At 63.7% G+C, this 16,296-nt stretch carries 17 protein-coding genes; 7 read left to right on the plus strand and 10 right to left on the minus strand.

Annotated elements, in window-relative coordinates:
- The first annotated feature begins 3 nt into the window (after positions 1–3).
- From leuS to holA, 3 genes are read left to right on the plus strand one after another with little or no spacing between them, the layout of a single operon-like run.
- Positions 4–2,511 (plus strand): leucine--tRNA ligase, encoded by a 2,508-nt coding sequence (gene leuS / locus OXR08_RS04580; protein ID WP_267348060.1) that lies wholly within the window; start codon positions 4–6, stop codon positions 2,509–2,511.
- A complete protein-coding gene (lptE, locus tag OXR08_RS04585; RefSeq protein ID WP_149681385.1) occupies positions 2,508–3,017 on the plus strand; it encodes an LPS assembly lipoprotein LptE in 510 nt (169 codons plus the stop codon). Before leuS ends, lptE begins: the two co-directional genes overlap by 4 nt.
- Positions 3,014–4,033, plus strand: a complete 1,020-nt coding sequence (gene holA, locus OXR08_RS04590) for a DNA polymerase III subunit delta (RefSeq protein ID WP_267348064.1) — start codon at positions 3,014–3,016, stop codon at positions 4,031–4,033. Before lptE ends, holA begins: the two co-directional genes overlap by 4 nt.
- 4 nt (positions 4,034–4,037) lie before the next feature.
- Here the strand turns inward: holA and OXR08_RS04595 are convergent, their stop codons facing one another.
- The 6 genes from OXR08_RS04595 to OXR08_RS04620 form a co-directional block, all read right to left on the minus strand.
- A complete protein-coding gene (locus OXR08_RS04595) occupies positions 4,038–4,976 on the minus strand; it encodes a ParB/RepB/Spo0J family partition protein (RefSeq protein WP_267348066.1) in 939 nt (312 codons plus the stop codon).
- Entirely contained in the window at positions 4,973–5,755 is a 783-nt protein-coding gene (locus tag OXR08_RS04600; RefSeq protein ID WP_112383898.1) for a ParA family protein, read from the minus strand. Before OXR08_RS04600 ends, OXR08_RS04595 begins: the two co-directional genes overlap by 4 nt.
- Positions 5,752–6,366 carry a 16S rRNA (guanine(527)-N(7))-methyltransferase RsmG gene (rsmG, locus tag OXR08_RS04605; RefSeq protein WP_267348070.1) on the minus strand — a complete coding sequence of 205 codons (615 nt, stop codon included), beginning with the start codon at positions 6,364–6,366 and terminating at the stop codon, positions 5,752–5,754. The genes OXR08_RS04600 and rsmG overlap by 4 nt, the downstream gene beginning before the upstream one ends.
- Positions 6,363–8,195 (minus strand): tRNA uridine-5-carboxymethylaminomethyl(34) synthesis enzyme MnmG, encoded by a 1,833-nt coding sequence (gene mnmG, locus OXR08_RS04610; RefSeq protein WP_267348072.1) that lies wholly within the window; start codon positions 8,193–8,195, stop codon positions 6,363–6,365. Before mnmG ends, rsmG begins: the two co-directional genes overlap by 4 nt.
- 69 nt (positions 8,196–8,264) lie before the next feature.
- The gene (gene mnmE, locus OXR08_RS04615; protein ID WP_267348074.1) at positions 8,265–9,554 is read right to left on the minus strand and encodes a tRNA uridine-5-carboxymethylaminomethyl(34) synthesis GTPase MnmE; all 1,290 of its coding nucleotides are present in this window, start codon (positions 9,552–9,554) and stop codon (positions 8,265–8,267) included.
- An 8-nt stretch (positions 9,555–9,562) separates the two neighbouring features.
- Complete coding sequence (locus OXR08_RS04620) at positions 9,563–9,787, minus strand: DUF6489 family protein (RefSeq protein WP_112383902.1); 225 nt, start codon at positions 9,785–9,787, stop codon at positions 9,563–9,565.
- Between the two features lie 115 nt (positions 9,788–9,902).
- Here OXR08_RS04620 and OXR08_RS04625 point away from each other — a divergent pair, with 115 nt between their 5' ends.
- The 4 genes from OXR08_RS04625 (at position 9,903) to OXR08_RS04640 (ending at position 12,906) form a co-directional block, all read left to right on the plus strand.
- On the plus strand, positions 9,903–10,601 hold the full coding sequence (locus tag OXR08_RS04625; protein ID WP_267348076.1) for a dienelactone hydrolase family protein: 699 nt from the start codon (positions 9,903–9,905) through the stop codon (positions 10,599–10,601).
- A 100-nt stretch (positions 10,602–10,701) separates the two neighbouring features.
- Positions 10,702–11,409, plus strand: a complete 708-nt coding sequence (locus tag OXR08_RS04630) for a glycosyltransferase (RefSeq protein ID WP_267348078.1) — start codon at positions 10,702–10,704, stop codon at positions 11,407–11,409.
- Between the two features lie 109 nt (positions 11,410–11,518).
- Positions 11,519–12,382 carry a TIGR04255 family protein gene (locus tag OXR08_RS04635; RefSeq protein WP_267348080.1) on the plus strand — a complete coding sequence of 288 codons (864 nt, stop codon included), beginning with the start codon at positions 11,519–11,521 and terminating at the stop codon, positions 12,380–12,382.
- Positions 12,383–12,384: 2 nt separating this feature from the next.
- A complete protein-coding gene (locus OXR08_RS04640) occupies positions 12,385–12,906 on the plus strand; it encodes a hypothetical protein (RefSeq protein ID WP_267348082.1) in 522 nt (173 codons plus the stop codon).
- 587 nt (positions 12,907–13,493) lie between these two features.
- Here the strand turns inward: OXR08_RS04640 and OXR08_RS04645 are convergent.
- The 4 genes from OXR08_RS04645 to OXR08_RS04660 all read right to left on the minus strand — a co-directional run bounded on the left by OXR08_RS04645 (position 13,494) and on the right by OXR08_RS04660 (position 16,245).
- Positions 13,494–15,110, minus strand: coding sequence for a recombinase family protein (locus OXR08_RS04645; RefSeq protein WP_267348241.1), 1,617 nt, complete (start codon positions 15,108–15,110; stop codon positions 13,494–13,496).
- A gap of 87 nt (positions 15,111–15,197) precedes the next feature.
- Positions 15,198–15,668: a hypothetical protein gene (locus tag OXR08_RS04650; protein WP_267348084.1), complete on the minus strand. Its 471-nt coding sequence runs from the start codon at positions 15,666–15,668 to the stop codon at positions 15,198–15,200.
- An 11-nt stretch (positions 15,669–15,679) separates the two neighbouring features.
- Complete coding sequence (locus tag OXR08_RS04655) at positions 15,680–15,811, minus strand: hypothetical protein (RefSeq protein ID WP_267348086.1); 132 nt, start codon at positions 15,809–15,811, stop codon at positions 15,680–15,682.
- 17 nt (positions 15,812–15,828) lie between these two features.
- Positions 15,829–16,245, minus strand: a complete 417-nt coding sequence (locus tag OXR08_RS04660; RefSeq protein WP_267348088.1) for a hypothetical protein — start codon at positions 16,243–16,245, stop codon at positions 15,829–15,831.
- Positions 16,246–16,296: the final 51 nt, after the last annotated feature.

Below are 16,296 nucleotides of genomic sequence, written 5' to 3' on the forward strand. Positions count from 1 at the left end.
ACCATGGCTTCGCGTTTCAACGCGCTCAAGGCGGATGCGGCGTGGCAGCGCGTCTGGGAAGACCGACGTACCTTTGCCGCCGACGATCATAGTCCAAAGCCGCGCACCTATGTGCTGGAGATGTTCCCCTACCCGTCGGGGCGCATCCATATGGGCCATGTCCGCAACTACACGATGGGCGACGTGCTGGCGCGCTATCGGCGGATGACGGGGCATGAGGTCCTTCACCCGATGGGCTGGGACGCGTTCGGCATGCCCGCCGAAAATGCTGCCATGGAAAAGGGCGTGCATCCCGGCGGCTGGACCCGCGACAACATCGCCACGATGCGTGCACAGTTGAAGCGGCTCGGCTTCGCGCTCGACTGGACGCGTGAGCTCGCCACCTGCGAGCCGAGCTATTACGGCCACGAACAGGCGCTGTTCCTCGACCTGCTGGCGGCGGGCCTCGTCTACCGCAAGGAATCGGCGGTCAACTGGGACCCGGTCGACATGACCGTGCTCGCCAACGAGCAGGTGATCGACGGTCGCGGCTGGCGCTCGGGCGCGCTCGTCGAGAAGCGCAAGCTGAACCAGTGGTTCCTGAAGATCACGCAATTCGGCGACGAGCTGCTGGAAGGGCTCACCACGCTCGATCACTGGCCCGACAAGGTCAAGCTGATGCAGGAAAACTGGATCGGCCGCAGCCGGGGTCTTACCTTCCGCTTCGCGCCCAACGCGCCGCTGGCCGACCCGATCGAGGTATATTCGACACGCCCCGACACGATTTTCGGTGCCAGCTTCGTGGCGATCGCCGCGGATCACCCGGTCGCGCAGGCACTGGCCGCCGGCAATGCCGACGCCGCCGCGTTCATCCAGCGGTGCAAGGAAGGCGGCACCACGGCTGCCGAGCTGGAAACGCAGGAGAAGCTGGGCTTCGACACCGGCTACACCGTGGCGCATCCCTTCGATCCCGCATGGGCGCTGCCGGTCTACATCGCCAACTTCGTGCTAATGGATTACGGCACCGGCGCGGTGATGGGCGTGCCGGCGCATGACCAGCGCGATCTGGATTTCGCGCGCAAATACGGGCTCGACGTGCGCCGCGTCGTGGCCGACGGCGATGCGGCCGATCCGGTGTTCCAGGGCGATACCGCCTATACCGGTGCCGGCACCATCGTGAACTCCGCGCTGCTCGACGGCATGAGCGTCGAGGATGCCAAGCGGGCCGTGATCGCCCGTGCCGAGAACGAAGGCTGGGGTCAGGGCTCCACCGTGTTCCGCCTGCGCGACTGGGGTGTCAGCCGCCAGCGCTACTGGGGCACGCCGATCCCGATCATCCATTGCCAAGATTGCGGCGCGGTTCCGGTCCCCAAGGACCAGTTGCCCGTCACCCTGCCCGAGGATGTGTCCTTTGCCGTGCCCGGCAATCCGCTCGACCGGCACGCGACGTGGAAGCACGTCGCCTGTCCCGCCTGCGGCAAGGATGCGGTACGCGAAACCGACACGCTCGACACCTTTGTCGACTCGTCCTGGTACTTCATCCGCTTCGCCAGCCAGCCCGACGACAGGCCCTTTGACCGTGCGGTCGCCGAGCGCTGGCTGCCCGTGGGGCAGTATATCGGCGGGGTCGAGCATGCGATCCTGCATCTGCTCTATGCCCGCTTCTGGACGCGTGCGTTGAAACATATCGGCCTTATCGACGTGGCCGAACCCTTTGCCGGCCTGTTCACGCAGGGCATGGTGACGCACGAGACGTACAAGTCGTGGGACAATCGCTGGCTCTCGCCCGCCGAGGTCGAGAATGGCATCGAGATCGCCAGCGGCAAGCCGATCACCGTCGGACGCATCGAGAAGATGTCCAAGTCCAAGAAGAACACAGTCGATCCGGAGCCCATCGTCGACCAGTATGGCGCCGACGCGGTGCGCTGGTTCATGCTGTCGGACAGCCCGCCCGAACGTGATCTCCCCTGGTCGGAGGCCGGTATCGAGGGCTCGTGGCGCTTCGTGCAGCGTTTGTGGCGCCTGTTCGAGAATGTCGGCGAAACCGGCAGCGACGCGCCCGAAAAGGCACTGGCCCGCAAGCTGCACCAGACCATCGCCGGCGTGGCCGAGGATATCGAAGCGCTGGCCTTCAACAAGGCGGTGGCCAAGCTATACGAGCTGGTCAACGCGGTGGAAAAGGCACCGGCAGGCGTGACCCGGACCGATGCGATCCGCACCCTGTTGCTGCTCGTGGCGCCGATGGTACCGCATCTCGCCGAGGAAGCCTGGGCGACGATCGGTACCGGCGGCCTGATCGCCGATGCGCCCTGGCCCAGCGTCGATGCCGCGCTGCTGGTGGAGGACGAGGTGACGATCGCGATCCAGGTCAATGGAAAGCTGCGGGATACCCTGACCGTGCCGAAGGGCATGGCAAAGGACAGGCTGGAGGAAGCCGCCTTGGCTTCCGAGCGCATCGTCCAGTTGCTGGAGGGCAAGGCGCCGCGCAAGGTCATCGTCGTGCCTGACCGTTTGGTCAACGTCGTCGCATGAAAGCCCCCCTTGCCCTGATGGCGCTCAGCCTGACGCTTGCCGGCTGCGGGCTGAAGCCGCTGTATGCCGGCGGCGGCAGCGGCGCGGTCGCCAATGCGCTGACCCAGGTCGAGGTCGCCCCGATCGAGGGCAAAGCCGGCTGGCTGGTCGGCAACGCCCTGCGCGACCGGCTGGTTGGCGGCGGTGGTGATGGCAGCGGCGGCGCGCGCTATCGTCTCGATGTGCGTCTCGATGACCAGATTCGCGGGCTCGGCGTGCGTGCCGATGACAGCGTGACGCGGGAGCGGCGTACGCTGCGCGCGCGTTATCAATTGATCGACACCGGCAACAACGCGGTGCTGCTCGATGCCAGCGCGGGGTCGGATGCGGGGATCGACGTGGTGCAGTCCGAATATGCCACGATCGCGGCGGAAAACACGGCGCTGGAGCGACTTTCCGAGATCGTCGCCGACCAGATCGTCGCCCGCCTCGCCACTTACGCGCGCACTCAACCAACCGCCCCGTGAAAGCCAGCCCCAACCAGATCCGTCAGGCACTGGATAAGCCCAACCCCGATATCCGCCTCTACCTCCTACACGGTCCCGACGAAGCGACTGCCGCCGATCTCGCCCATCGCCTAGCCAAGGCGATGGGACCAGAGGCCGAACGGATCGACCTCGATCCCGCGACCTTGAAGAACGATCCTGCGCGTCTGGCCGATGAAGCCGCCTCGCTGTCCCTGTTCGGTGGGGCGCGTTACGTGCGTATCACGGCGGTGGGTGAAGAGGGCCTGGCGGCCTTTTCGACGCTGCTGGATGCGGATCGTGCCGGTAATCCGGTCGTTGCGATCGCTCCAAGCGTCAAGACCAGCGCCCGCATCGTCAAGTTGGCGACCGATTCGCCCCGTGCGATGGCATTCGGATGTTACGCGCCAAGCGCCGCCGATGCGGAGCGGATGGTCATGACGCTGGCCGGTGAATTGGGGATGCGCCCTGTCGCGGGCATTGCCCGGCGGTTGGTGGATGCAACCGCGGCCGACCGTTCCGTCCTGATGCGGGAACTGGAAAAGCTGGCACTGTATCTCGACGCAGCACCGGATCGCGTTCGCGAGCTTGATCACGACGCTCTCGACGCCGTGGGTGCCGATCTCGGCGAAGCAGAGATGGGCCAGGCGGTCGAGGCCGTCGTCGAGGGTCGTGTCGCCGATCTGGGCGGCGAATTGACATTGCTGGATGAGGGGGGCGCCTCCCCCATCCCCTGGTTACGCGCCCTTTCCCGCCGTCTGGTCGCGCTGGCCGAGATGCGGGCCGAGATCGAAACCGGCGAACCAGTGGATGCCGTCATGAAGCGTCACCGCGTCTTCTTCCGCGATGAGGCACAGACAGCCCGTGCGCTACGCCGGTGGACACCCATGATGCTCTCCCGTGCGCTTGCCCGCATTCGCGCGGCCGAGCGCGCCGTTGTCGCGCCCGGCAATGCCGGATCGGTTCTTGCCGAAGCGGAAGCGACGGTGATCGCCCAAGGCATCGCTCGACGCGGCTGATCGCCTAAATACCTTCTCCGGTCAGTCGCTGGCACACCATGTCCAGTTGATCGAGCGTCGAGTAGCTCAAGGTCAGCGTCCCACCTTCCCCGGAATGCGCGATCCGCACCGATAGGCCGAGCAGGTCAGCAAGTTGATTCTCCAGCGCCGCAATATCGGCATCAGGGGAATCCATGCTCGTCCCGCCGGTGCCGGGGTTGCGAGTTGCGCCGCCTGCCTCCCGCTGGCCCTCACTCGTCGATGCCCTGCCCTTCGCCTCGCGGGTCAGCTTTTCGGTTTCCCGAACAGACAAGCCACGGCTTACCACCTGATCGGCCAAGCCTTCCACGTCCTGCGCACCGAGCAAGGCGCGTGCATGCCCCATGGACAGCGATCCATCCACCACCTGTGCCTGCACACTCGCCGGCAGTTCCAGCAGGCGCAACAGATTGGCGACATGGCTGCGCGATTTGTGGACGATCTTTGCCAGAGCCTCCTGCGTGTGACCGAACTCGCCGGCCAATCGCTGATAGGCTTGTGCTTCCTCGATCGCGTTCAGATCCTGCCGCTGAATATTCTCGACAAGTGCAATTTCCAGCGTCTCGGCGTCGTTGAACTCGCGAACGACGACGGGCACCTCGTGCAGTCTGGCACGTTGCGCCGCCCGCCAGCGTCGCTCTCCAGCGACGATCTGATATTCTTTGCCATGCGGGCGCACGACGATCGGCTGGATCAGTCCACGCGCTGCGATCGATCCCGCAAGTTCGTCCAGTGCCGCTTCATCGAACCGGCGGCGCGGCTGATCCGGATGGGGCGACAAGGCACCAACGGGCAGCATACGCACGCCGGACTGCGACTGGTCCATCCCCGGCTTGACCGGTGCCTCACGGGCGATCTCACCCAGCAACGCGTTCAGGCCGCGGCCGAGGCCGGGACGCGGGCGCTTGGCCGTTTCCGTGCTCATGCCGCCGCCTTTGCAGCAGCGGGCAAGCGAGAGATCAGTTCACGGGCCAAGGCGATATAGGCCTGACTTCCAACGCAACGATGATCGTAGATCAGCGCCGGCAAGCCATGACTAGGTGCCTCCGATAATCGCACGTTACGCGGAATCACGGTTTCGAACACCACTCCCCCCAATACTGCGCGCACGTCTGCCGCGACATGATCCGTCAGGCGATTCCGGCGGTCGTACATGGTCAACGCGACACCCATGATAGACAGGCCCGGATTGAAGCGGGCGCGGATGCGTTCCACCGTCGTCAGCAACTGCGACAAACCTTCCAGCGCAAAAAACTCGCATTGCAAGGGTACGAACAATGCGTGCGAGGCGACCATCGCGTTGATCGTCAACAAGCCCAGTGAGGGCGGACAATCGATCAAGACGATATCCCATTGGCCGGAAGACGCGCGCATTGCGCGATCCAGCCGGTGCGTGCGCTCCTCAAAATCGACCAGCTCGATCTCTGCCCCCGACAGGTCCACGGTTGCAGGGAGAAGGTCGAGCCGTGGCACCCGGCTCTGCATGACAGCCTGGTCGACACCCACTTCGCCCATAAGCACGTGATAGCTGGACCAAGCCCGCTCACCATGGCTGACGCCCAGCCCGGTCGATGCATTTCCCTGGGGATCGAAATCGATCAGCAAAACATGCAGTCCGGTTGCGGCCAAAGCCGTTCCGAGATTGATTGCTGAAGTGGTTTTTCCCACCCCACCTTTTTGATTGGCTACAGCGACACAGATCATTTGGCACGTACTCGATCGAGGATCACGATCGACGATTCCGTCGAGGTGACGCTATGTTCCACGTGAAACACAAACTGCCAATTCTGGCGCAGACCGTCCAGATCGCGTTCGTCAAAGCGGCCACGCGGGAGCAGCCACCGCGTATCCCGTTTGCCGCAGTGTGCTGCCGCGCGCAAAAGGTTTTCGATCGTCGCCACAGCACGGGCCGAAATTATATCGGCTTGTTCGTTGACGGCTTCGATCTTGCTGGCATGCACCACTACGCGGTCGCCAATACCGAACAGCTCGACACATTCCGCGAGAAAAGCCGCGCGGCGTTTGCGTGGCTCTACCAAGGTAACATGCCCGTCCCAGGCGAGTGCCACTACCATCCCCGGAAAGCCGCCGCCCGTCCCAATATCGATCCACCGGTCGGCACCCTTGGGCAAGAAAGACAGCAACTGGGCCGAATCCAAGGCATGACGCGACCACATCGTATCGAGCGTAGAAGGGGAGACCAGATTCTGTTGCCCGTTTTCATGGGCAACCATGGCTAGGAATTTCCCGATCCGATCGACCGCAGCCACGCCATGACGTGCCGCGATCCAGGCCTGTGCATCCTGCTCCGTCATGCTGCCCGCTTCCGGGCGTGCAGCAATACCGCAGACAGCGCAGCTGGAGTGATGCCGCGAATACGCGATGCCGCAGCCAGCGAGGCGGGTCGCGCAAGCGAGAGGCGATCGATCATTTCCTGTGAAAGCCCCGGTACGGTGGCGTAGGCCAAGTCGCTCGGCAACATGATCGCTTCGTCCGCGCGAAGCCGGGCAACCTCGTCAGCCTGCCGTTCCACATACGGGGCATAGCGCGCATCCTCGAGCGTCTCGGCGATCACCGCCGGCTCGACGTCGACCATGCCATTCATGACGTGATCCAAGGTCACGGTCTCGAAACGTAGCCATTCATATGCGGTACGCCGTGATCCATCCTGTGCAACGCTGGCGCCGTGGCGAGCCAGATCGGCCGCAGTCCGCATCGCCGATAGCTCATCCTGCAGCTGCTCGCGTTGCCGCATCCGATCCGCCTGATGGGCCGCTCGCTCCGGGCTCAGACACCCTGACGCCCTGGCGATCGGCCCGAGGCGCGTCTCGGCGTTATCCGCGCGAAGCGACAATCGGTACTCGGCGCGAGCGGTGAGCATGCGATAGGGCTCGGTTACGCCCTGTAATATGAGGTCGTCGATCATCACTCCGATATAGCTGGACGCACGATCCAAGATCACCGGAGCCATGGCACAGGCATGTGCCGCCGCGTTCAATCCGGCGATCAAGCCCTGACCGGCGGCCTCCTCATACCCCGTCGTGCCATTAATCTGTCCGGCACAGAATACGCCGTCAATCGCACGCAACGCCAAACGCCCGTCCAGCGCACGCGGATCGATGTGGTCATATTCCACGGCATAACCAGGCACGGTGATCCGGGCGCGTTCCAGCCCCGGCATGCTGGCGATCATCGACTCCTGCACGTCCGTCGGCAGCGAGGTGGACAAGCCGTTGGGATATACGAGCGGGTCATCCAGACCCTCGGGCTCCAGAAAGATCTGGTGACTGTCGCGGTCGGCGAAGCGTTTGATCTTGTCTTCGATCGATGGGCAATATCGCGGCCCGTTGGCTTCGATCGCGCCGGTGAATAGCGGGGACCGATCGAATGCCTCCGCTATGATGGCGTGGGTATGCGGCGTCGTCCGCGTAATCGCGCAGGCAATCTGGGGAAGCGGGCGCGTGCCGTTCATAGGCGACATCGTCCACGGTTCACTGTCCGACGGTTGTTCTGGCAATGCGGCCCAGTCGATCGTCCGCCCATCCAGTCGTGGGGGCGTCCCGGTCTTCATCCGCGCCATAGGCAGATCAAGGGCTCGGAGCTGCTCGGCCATCCGACTTGCAGACCGCTCCCCTACCCGGCCCCCGGCATCACGCTCATCCCCCCGGAACAGCCGACCACCCAGAAACGTACCGGTCGCCAGCACCACCGCCCGGCACGCGATGATGGTGTCATCTGCCAGACGAACGCCCGCAATCCGACCACGCTCAATATGAAGTGCCGCCGCTTCTCCCTCGACGATGCTCAAGTCCGCCTGTTCAGAAAGCATGTGGTGGATCGCCGCAGCATAGCGCCGCCGGTCCGCCTGGACGCGTGGGCCTTGGACGGCGGTCCCTTTGCTGCGATTGAGCATACGATAATGGATCGCGGCTGCGTCCGCTGCACGACCGATCAACCCATCGAACGCGTCGACCTCACGCACGATATGCCCCTTGCCCAAGCCGCCAATGGCAGGGTTACAGGACATGGCGCCGATCGTACGACGGTCGAAGGAAAGGAGCGCGGTTTTAGCCCCGCGCCGTGCCGAAGCGGCAGCCGCCTCGGTCCCGGCGTGTCCACCGCCGATTACCACAACATCGAACATGGCGCTGCAATAGTGGAAAATTGGCCACGGCGGAAGCCGCCTCCCAATGTTCCACGTGGAACGCTTGCGCTATTTGCCGAGGCAGAACCGTCCGAACAAAGCGTCGAGCATCGCCTCCGTAGCGCTAACCCCAAGCAGGTCACTGAGACGGCCTCTCGCCACGCGGAGATGTTCTGCGATCAGCAACAGGTCGAATGATGGCGCTAGCGAAAGTGCGACGGCCGCTGCACGGCACTGCTCCTGCTGATGACGCTTCAGCGCAGGCCCATCGCTTCGGGGCAGCAGCGACTCTGCCCGCGTCGCAATGGCATCCCAGACGGCTGCGACGCTCAGGGCATCGTCTTGTCGGACGGCCAGCTGCTTGCCACTTGGCAGCGCTTCACGACCCGCGAGGTCGGCGCGAGTATGCAACCAGATCGCATCATCCCGAGGCGGCGGCGTGTCGGCGAGCCACAACAGAATATCGGCCGCCAGGATTGCCTCTTCCGCACGGCCGATACCGATGGCCTCGACAACGTCATTGGTTGCCTCGGCAAGTCCTGCCGTATCCACGAGCAGGTAAGCGATGCCATTGCGCACGACCCCCGCTTCGATCCGATCACGCGTTGTCCCGGCAATGGGCGATACGATTGCTGCCTCGCGCTCGCACAGCAGGTTGAGCAGCGTCGACTTGCCGCTATTGGGCGGTCCACCCAGCACGATCCGCAAACCGTCATGCAGACGATCGACGGGGGGGCGCTCAACCTCCTCCAGCATCTCGACCGCCAGCGCGTCCATATCCGCCTTCAGCCGATCCAAGGATGCAGCATCGACCGGCACATCATCCTCTTCGGCAAAATCGAGCATCGCCTCCGCACGTGCGGCCATGCCTGTCGCGCGGTCCAGCCAGTCGCGAATTCGCGCACTGACCCTGCCCTCTACCGCGCCCAGCGCCGCGACCCGCTGCCGCTCCGTCTGGGCCTCCAACAGGTCGGCCAAGCCTTCGGCCTCGGTAAGATCGATACGCCCATGCACCAGCGCGCGCCGGGTAAACTCTCCTGGCTCGGCAGGGCGCATGTCCGGTAGCTCGGCCAGTGCCGCTTCCAACGCCGCGACAACGGCACGCCCACCATGGCAATGCAGCTCTACCAGATCCTCCCCGGTTGCCGTCCTCGGTCCCGGAAAGACCAGAACGAGGGCCCGGTCCAATATCTCGCCACGACGGTCGCGCAATGTGCGTATGCGGGCTTCACGTGGCCGCGGCAGCGCGCCTGCCAGTTGCGTCGCAGCCGATATCGCCGCCGGTCCACTGACCCGGATGATGGAAATGGCCGCAGGCGGCCGGCCGCTGGATACGGCGAAGATCGTCGATGCGGTCATGACGGGTATCAGCGTTGTGCCGTCTCAAACAACCGACGCCAGAACGTTACGCCCGCCTCCCCCATTGGTGCCCAGTTGCGCATCATCGATTCCATCATCTCAGGCTTGATCCCGGACTCCATCGTCTCGAGCATCAATTGCGTATATCGCTCATGGATCGGCGTCAGGTCCGGCAACCCCATGGCGCGCCGTGCCTCCTCGGGGGTGCACTCGATTTCCACATTCACCTTCATCGCACCTGTCTCCTGATCGAGCCGGCTTGAGCATCGCCGCACCGACGGCGCATAGGGACATATGGCCGCGGGTGCCACGCGACCGCAACGACCAAACCGAAGGAGATGCTTGGCCATGACGGCAATGATGACGGTCGAAACGCTGGAGGGTGATGCCCAGTTCGAGGCCTATTGCGCCAAACCAGCCCGGACGCCCCGCGCAGCGATCGTGGTGATCCAGGAGATATTCGGTGTGAACGCAGGCATTCGCCGCAAGTGCGATACCCTTGCGGACGCCGGTTATCTGGCGATTGCGCCCGACCTCTTCTGGCGGCTCCGGCCAGGTATCCAGTTGGATCCGGATGTACCCGATCAGATGCAGGAGGCGCTGGATCTGATGGGTCGCTTCGATCAGGATGCCGGCATTCGCGATATCCAGGCGGCGATCCAGACCGCGCGCCAGATGGTCGGCGGCGGTAAGGTCGGTGTAGTGGGATATTGTCTGGGCGGCCGACTGGCGTTCATGAGCGCCGCGCGTACCGATACCGACGCCAGCGTCGGCTATTACGGCGTCGGCATCGATACTCTGCTCGGCGAAAAAAATGCGATCGCGCATCCCGTTCTGCTACATGTGCCGGAAGAGGATCACTTCGTCGACAAAGACGCGCAAGCACGCATGCATGCCGGACTGGACGATCATCCCAAGGTCAGCTTGTATGATTATCCTGGCGAAGATCACGGCTTTGCCGCCGAGTTTGGTGCCCGCCGCTCCGAAACGGCTGCGCGATTGGCCGACGAACGTACTTCGGCGTTTTTCGCAGAGCATCTTGGTTGATGACGACATCGTACCGGATGAAGACATTTATCATTCCATAGAGTGCTTGCCATTTCACATCTGAAATGATCATCATCCTCCATCGGTTTGGGGGAGCCGCATGGGGGATTTTGGTCTAATCGATGTCATCGCTCGCGAGGCGATGTTGTTCGCCGGCGTCGGTCTGCTGATTGGAGGTCTGGACGATTTCGCGATCGACCTGATCTATCTGCTACGCCGCTTGTGGACACGCCGCCGACCGCGAACGTGGCTGACGACACTTCCTTGTCCAAAGCAGCCCGGACGCATCGTCATCTTCGTTCCCGCCTGGGACGAGGTCGCTGTTATCGGCCACATGCTGACCAATGCATTGGCGCGGTTCGACCATGCCAACTACCGCATCTATGTCGGCGTCTACCCCAACGATCAGCCGACGATCGATGCTGCCGTCGCAGTGGCGCATGGCGATCACCGCGTCCGGATCGTCATAGGCGACAAACCTGGTCCGACCACGAAAGCGGATTGTCTTAATACGCTTTGGCGCGAGTTGCTGTCTGATGAACGGGTCGAGGGGGTGTTCGCCAAGGCTGTCGTGCTGCATGATTCGGAAGACGTCGTTCATCCAGCCGAACTCCGCATCTTCGACACCCTGATTGAAGGGCGGGCGGTGGTGCAGGTACCTGTCCTTCCGCTCATCAAACATGGTTCTCGCCTGGTGTCCGGCCATTACGCCGACGAGTTCGCAGAAACGAACTGCGCGTTACCGCAACGCCGTACTTTCGACACACGTTGGCAACGAATTCGCCCTACGGACCATCTAATCGGATAGCTGTACGAAGACCGTAGTTGCGTGCAGTATCCGGGAGTGCCAATGCACGGCCGGCCGGGGGTAGGAAGGTTTTGATGATTGCTGCGATTTCACCGATTGGCACGTCTCTATGAGCCGCCCGCCAATGGGTGTTCCTGGGGCTGACAATCTGGCTGCACCCGCCGCTTCGTCACTCTGGTCGACAATCAATCCCGCCCATGCGGTACAGCGCGCGTCCGCCATCGTGACCTTCTCTGAAGAAGTAACTTCCGTCGTTGTGAACCGGATGGTGGATGCCCTACGTGCGGATGCGCGTGGGTTTGATATGCTTCAGGAAGACCCTGTCACGACTGTACGCGTTCAGATTGGGCCTGGTGGTACTGAGACGCAGCCAACGCTGCATATCGGTACTGTCTTCAAAGAAGTGCACGGCTCCAACATCGTTCAAGCGCTAGCCGTCACAAAGGAAGCCATCCGCTTCGACACCTTTTCGTACACTGGCTGGGTCTCTTTCCGCGAGCAGCTGGGCATCTTTCTGCGTTTGGCTATGCCGATCGTCGAGCAAGTGGTGCCTGTTACTGCCGTCGCGTTAGAATATCTCGACCTATTCTATGCAAAGAATGAAGGCCCCGCAGATGTGGCGGCAATATTAGACCGTAAGTCCGATATGCTCGCTAGACATGCTTTTCAAAGGCGCATGCCGTTTCATTCTCATTCTGGATGGTTTGAACGTGAGCGCGATGACGTCAACCGTTTGGTTAACGTTGATATTACGGTTGCCGATGCTGAGGGGCCGATCGGTACACGTCGTGCGATCAGCATCCGCTGCCATGAGGCAGAGCAGGTCATGGATCAGCACGCTGCCCGTGCTCGGGAGCTTGTTGCGCCTGAGAGCATTCTAGCTTCGATGGATACTCTTCACGTCAGTCTCAAAAAGCGTCTATCCAACATCTTGACGGCGGACGCTCGTACGATGATATCTCTGGGGAGCTGATCATGGACGCATACATCCCCTCCCCCGCCACGTCTTCGGCGTGTTGCTACGTACCCGCGAAGGACGAGCCTTGGCAGGCAGTTCGCGGAACTCAGACGCTTGTCTGGTACTACGCTCCTGCCCATCAACCGCAGGTGAAGCGCGCCTCCTCGGTCGCGCAGCCGATCACGTTCTTCATCGTGAACACGCCTGAATTGGAGGGCTTGGAGCGACTGCGGACGTTCACCACGTGGCAGGACAACTGGGATGCCGAGGGAAGCGCAGCTCCCAAGGCGGAGACGCTTGCTACCGCTGCCAAGGTCTTCAGCCTGTTGGCGATGCATCGGGTTCCCCAGGTAACCCTTACTGCTGAAGGTCATCCCATGTTCACCTATGGCGCGCCTTTCCATGGAGAGGTCGTGGTCACGGGTCGTGATACGTTTGACTACTTCTTCGCCAATGATACGGCACCTGAAGGTGAAGATGTGCAGTTTAATGGTACGGCGCTTCCGACTGCGCTGACAGATTACCTGCGTTCTGCCTAACCTGAATGTCAGCCGAGGCTTGTCGGGCCACCTTCGAGGGGGCGGAAACCCTTAAGCGGGCCGAAAGCCTTGATGCTGCATTCCCACAGTGCACTTGTGAACCTTGGTCGCTGACATCGTCAGGCGGCCCAGGTTTGCAAGATGATGAGTTGGTTGCTCGCATCCTCACGTCTCCTGACGCATACGAGGAAGACACTTCTACAATCCTCACCTCAAAGCTGACCCAAATTTATGCAATGGGGATGAGCGTCGTGAGGCAGGGCGCGTCTGACGCGGAAATAGCTAGTACAGTGCAGGACCTCTTATCCAATGCCTCAGAGGTTCGGAAGCTTATCGGTGCCGTAGTGATCGGCGTGAGTGCGCTTCGGGCGTACGCGAATGACGATGATGCAGCCCGGTGGTTTGGCGTCTATGCAACTGATGATCGTGGCAAAACCCACCATGTTGATGTGCTAGGCACGAAGGTGGGTAAGGGCGCACAATCGAGACGGCGCAACAGGCTCGCCGCTGATATGACCCCCCTATTAGTGCGAGCTGATAACGTTATCGACCTAATCGCAAATTTGAGAGCATCAGGCATTTAGGGATTACGCGCGCATCGCTTGAGAACGGCCGGTCGCCAGTTGCAAGATCTCGTCGATCTGCCTGACGATCGTCAGGTCGACGCCGCGCTTCGCGCTGCTCGGCCGCGCCTCGATCCGCGCGATCAGCTTACGCAGCTTCGGGACCGCCTCCAGCCGGGTCTCCTCCGCCGCAAGGCTGGCCTCCAGCTCCTCGATCGACTGACGGTACTGATCGGCTAGGCCCGGGTGCAACGTGAGCACCGGCAGCGCCTCCATGCTGGCGATCTCGCGTGCGAGACGGTCGCGATCATCGCGCGCGGTGGACAGCAGCTCGCGGATCTCGGCGAACTCGCTGCCGCCAGCGGCTACCGCTTCGACCAGGCGCTTCACCTTGCGGGTCGCCTCGTCCAGCTGACGCTGCGTGCGGTCCCTCCCCTTCGCCAGCTGCGCCGTCTGGCGCGCGTGTTCCTGATGATACGTGCGCACGTAGGCCGTGACGACGTCCGGGGCGAGCATCTGGCCCTTCAGGTCGTCAAGGACGCGTCGCTCGTATTCGCTCGACTTGATCAAGCGGCGGTTCTCGCATGCGTTGCCGGCGTGCGCATGGCTGCACCCCCAATAGCCGGCATGGGTGATGATCCATCTGCCGCCACATGTCCCGCAGGTTCCCAGACCCGACAGGATGTGCTTCGGGCGGCGCTGTCGCTCCGGCCGCGTCGACGAACGCCGCTCGATCTGATCCTGTACCGCGTCCCACAGCGCCTGATCGACGATGCGCAGGTGCGGCGCCTCCCCTTCGTGCAGATCGCCATCGCCCCGGGCGGTGCGGCGCTCGCGCGTCTTCGGGTCCACGACGCCCTTGCTTCGGCCATAGACCAGCCGCCCGATGTAGATGGGATTGCACAGGATGCCGAAGCCGACCTTCTGGCTGGCGATTATCGCTGTCGACCGCCAGATCCCGCGCTTGGCTGCGGGGACCCCATCCTCGTTCAGACGCTTGGCGATGGCGAGCGCGCTCTGCCCTGCCGCATATTCCCGAAAGATGCGGCGCACGATCTCGGCCTGGTCCTCGTCGATCTCGCGCAGGCCCCGGATCGGCTCGCCGCGATCATCGATCTTCGTCACCCGGCGGTAGCCGTAGGCGACGCCCGACGCGGCGCGGCCCTGCGTGATGTTGCCCTTCTGACCACGCCTGACCCGTGCGGCGAGGTCCTTGCGCATGCGCGCGTCAAACAGCCCCTTGATCGTGCCGGTGATCTCGTCGACCTCGCCGTCCATCAGGGTGAACAGCCGGGCGCCGGCATGCTGAAGCCGCTCGCGGACGGTGAAGGCGTCGCCCTGGTGGCGCGCGATCCGGTCCGTCGATTCGGTCAGGATCTGGTCGACGCCCCCGCGTTCCACGTGGGCGAGCATCGCGTGCAGCCCCGGGCGCTGCGTGGTCTCCAGCCCGGCCGCGCCGGAGATCGCATAGTCGTGATAGACGTCGAGGACGGTCCAGCCTTCGCGATCGGCGCGCTCGCGGCAGGCGGCGATCTGGTCCTCGATCGACCGGGGGTTCTGGAGTTGGCTACTGTAGCGGGCGTATATCAGGGTTCGCAATGGATCGGTCCTCACGGGCGCGCGCAATGTCCCGCGCGACATGTGCACGCGCAAGGGCTTCGGCGAACGCTATGACGTCGGGGTGGCTCCGGGTGATCCCCGGATCGGGCTTGTGGGCGCGGCTGGCCATTAGTGCGGCCTCTCCGTCTCGCGGCATTTCTCCCACCGGGCATATTCGTAGGACAGCCAGATGTGCGGGCCGGCGCTGCCGCAGACCGGCTGGTGCTGCCACGCGAGCGCGGTCACCAGCTCGGCCTGGACGGCCGCGTCACGGTCGCCCCGCTTCCTGCCGGCGAGATCCCGCGCGCGTCCGGCCGCACGGTCGGCGTCCTCCAGCATCTCCTGCCAGCTGGCGCCGAACCGGTCGCCGAAGGCTGACGGCTCCGGCAGGTCCCCGCCCTCCAGTACGACCCGCCACAGCGCGACGATCGCGCGCATGGTGCGGATGCGCTGGTCGGCGAGGGCCTGCTCCAGCCGGCCGTCCTTGACCATGGCCGGATAGGCCTTCTCGCGCTCGGCGAGCAGCTGGACGGCCGTGCGCCCAAGGTCGGCCCAATCGCTCCGGCGACGCGGAGGCGTATCGGTGCCGACGAAGGTCATGGGCGAGCGGGTCACCGCAGGCGCTCCCGGCAGGAGCGCGCCACGGTGGCCACGCGGCGCCTGGCGCCGCGCTTCACCCGGTCGGCCGCACGGGCGACGATCGCCTCGGTCGCGCGCTGGGCCGCCCAGCCGGCGATCTGCATCGCTGCGTCCTGCGGGCTCACGCGTCGTGCCTCGCAGCCGCGAAGCCGAGCCAGAAGGGGCCGATCATGAGGGCGATCCCCTTAGTCTCGCCAGTAATCAACTCGGCGCCGAAGGCGAACACGGTGGGCGCGAAGCCCAGGACGATCCCGCCGACGTAGCAATGCCCGGCGCGGAAGAAGTGACGCACGGACCAGCGCACGTTGGTATCCGTGGAGACGTGCACGCGGCGCGGCGCCTTGCCGCCAAAGCGCTTCATCGTCTCGCGCACCAGGGCGGCGACCCACTGCTGTCCCTCATTCGACAGCTCGCCCCATTCGGGCGCGGCATAGACCGCCATCAGGGGCGGGCTGTCGTTGATCTCCTGGGCGAGCGGCGCAAAGTCGGCGAGCGGTGCCTCCGGCTTCGGCGTGTGCATGCTGCGGGTGTCGAGCATCAGAAACGAACCTCCAGCAAGAGAGACAGGGCGCCACCGACGAGCGCTCCG

This window comes from Sphingomonas sp. GM_Shp_2 (assembly GCF_026540875.1).
Taxonomy (GTDB): Bacteria; Pseudomonadota; Alphaproteobacteria; order Sphingomonadales; family Sphingomonadaceae; genus Sphingomonas; species Sphingomonas carotinifaciens.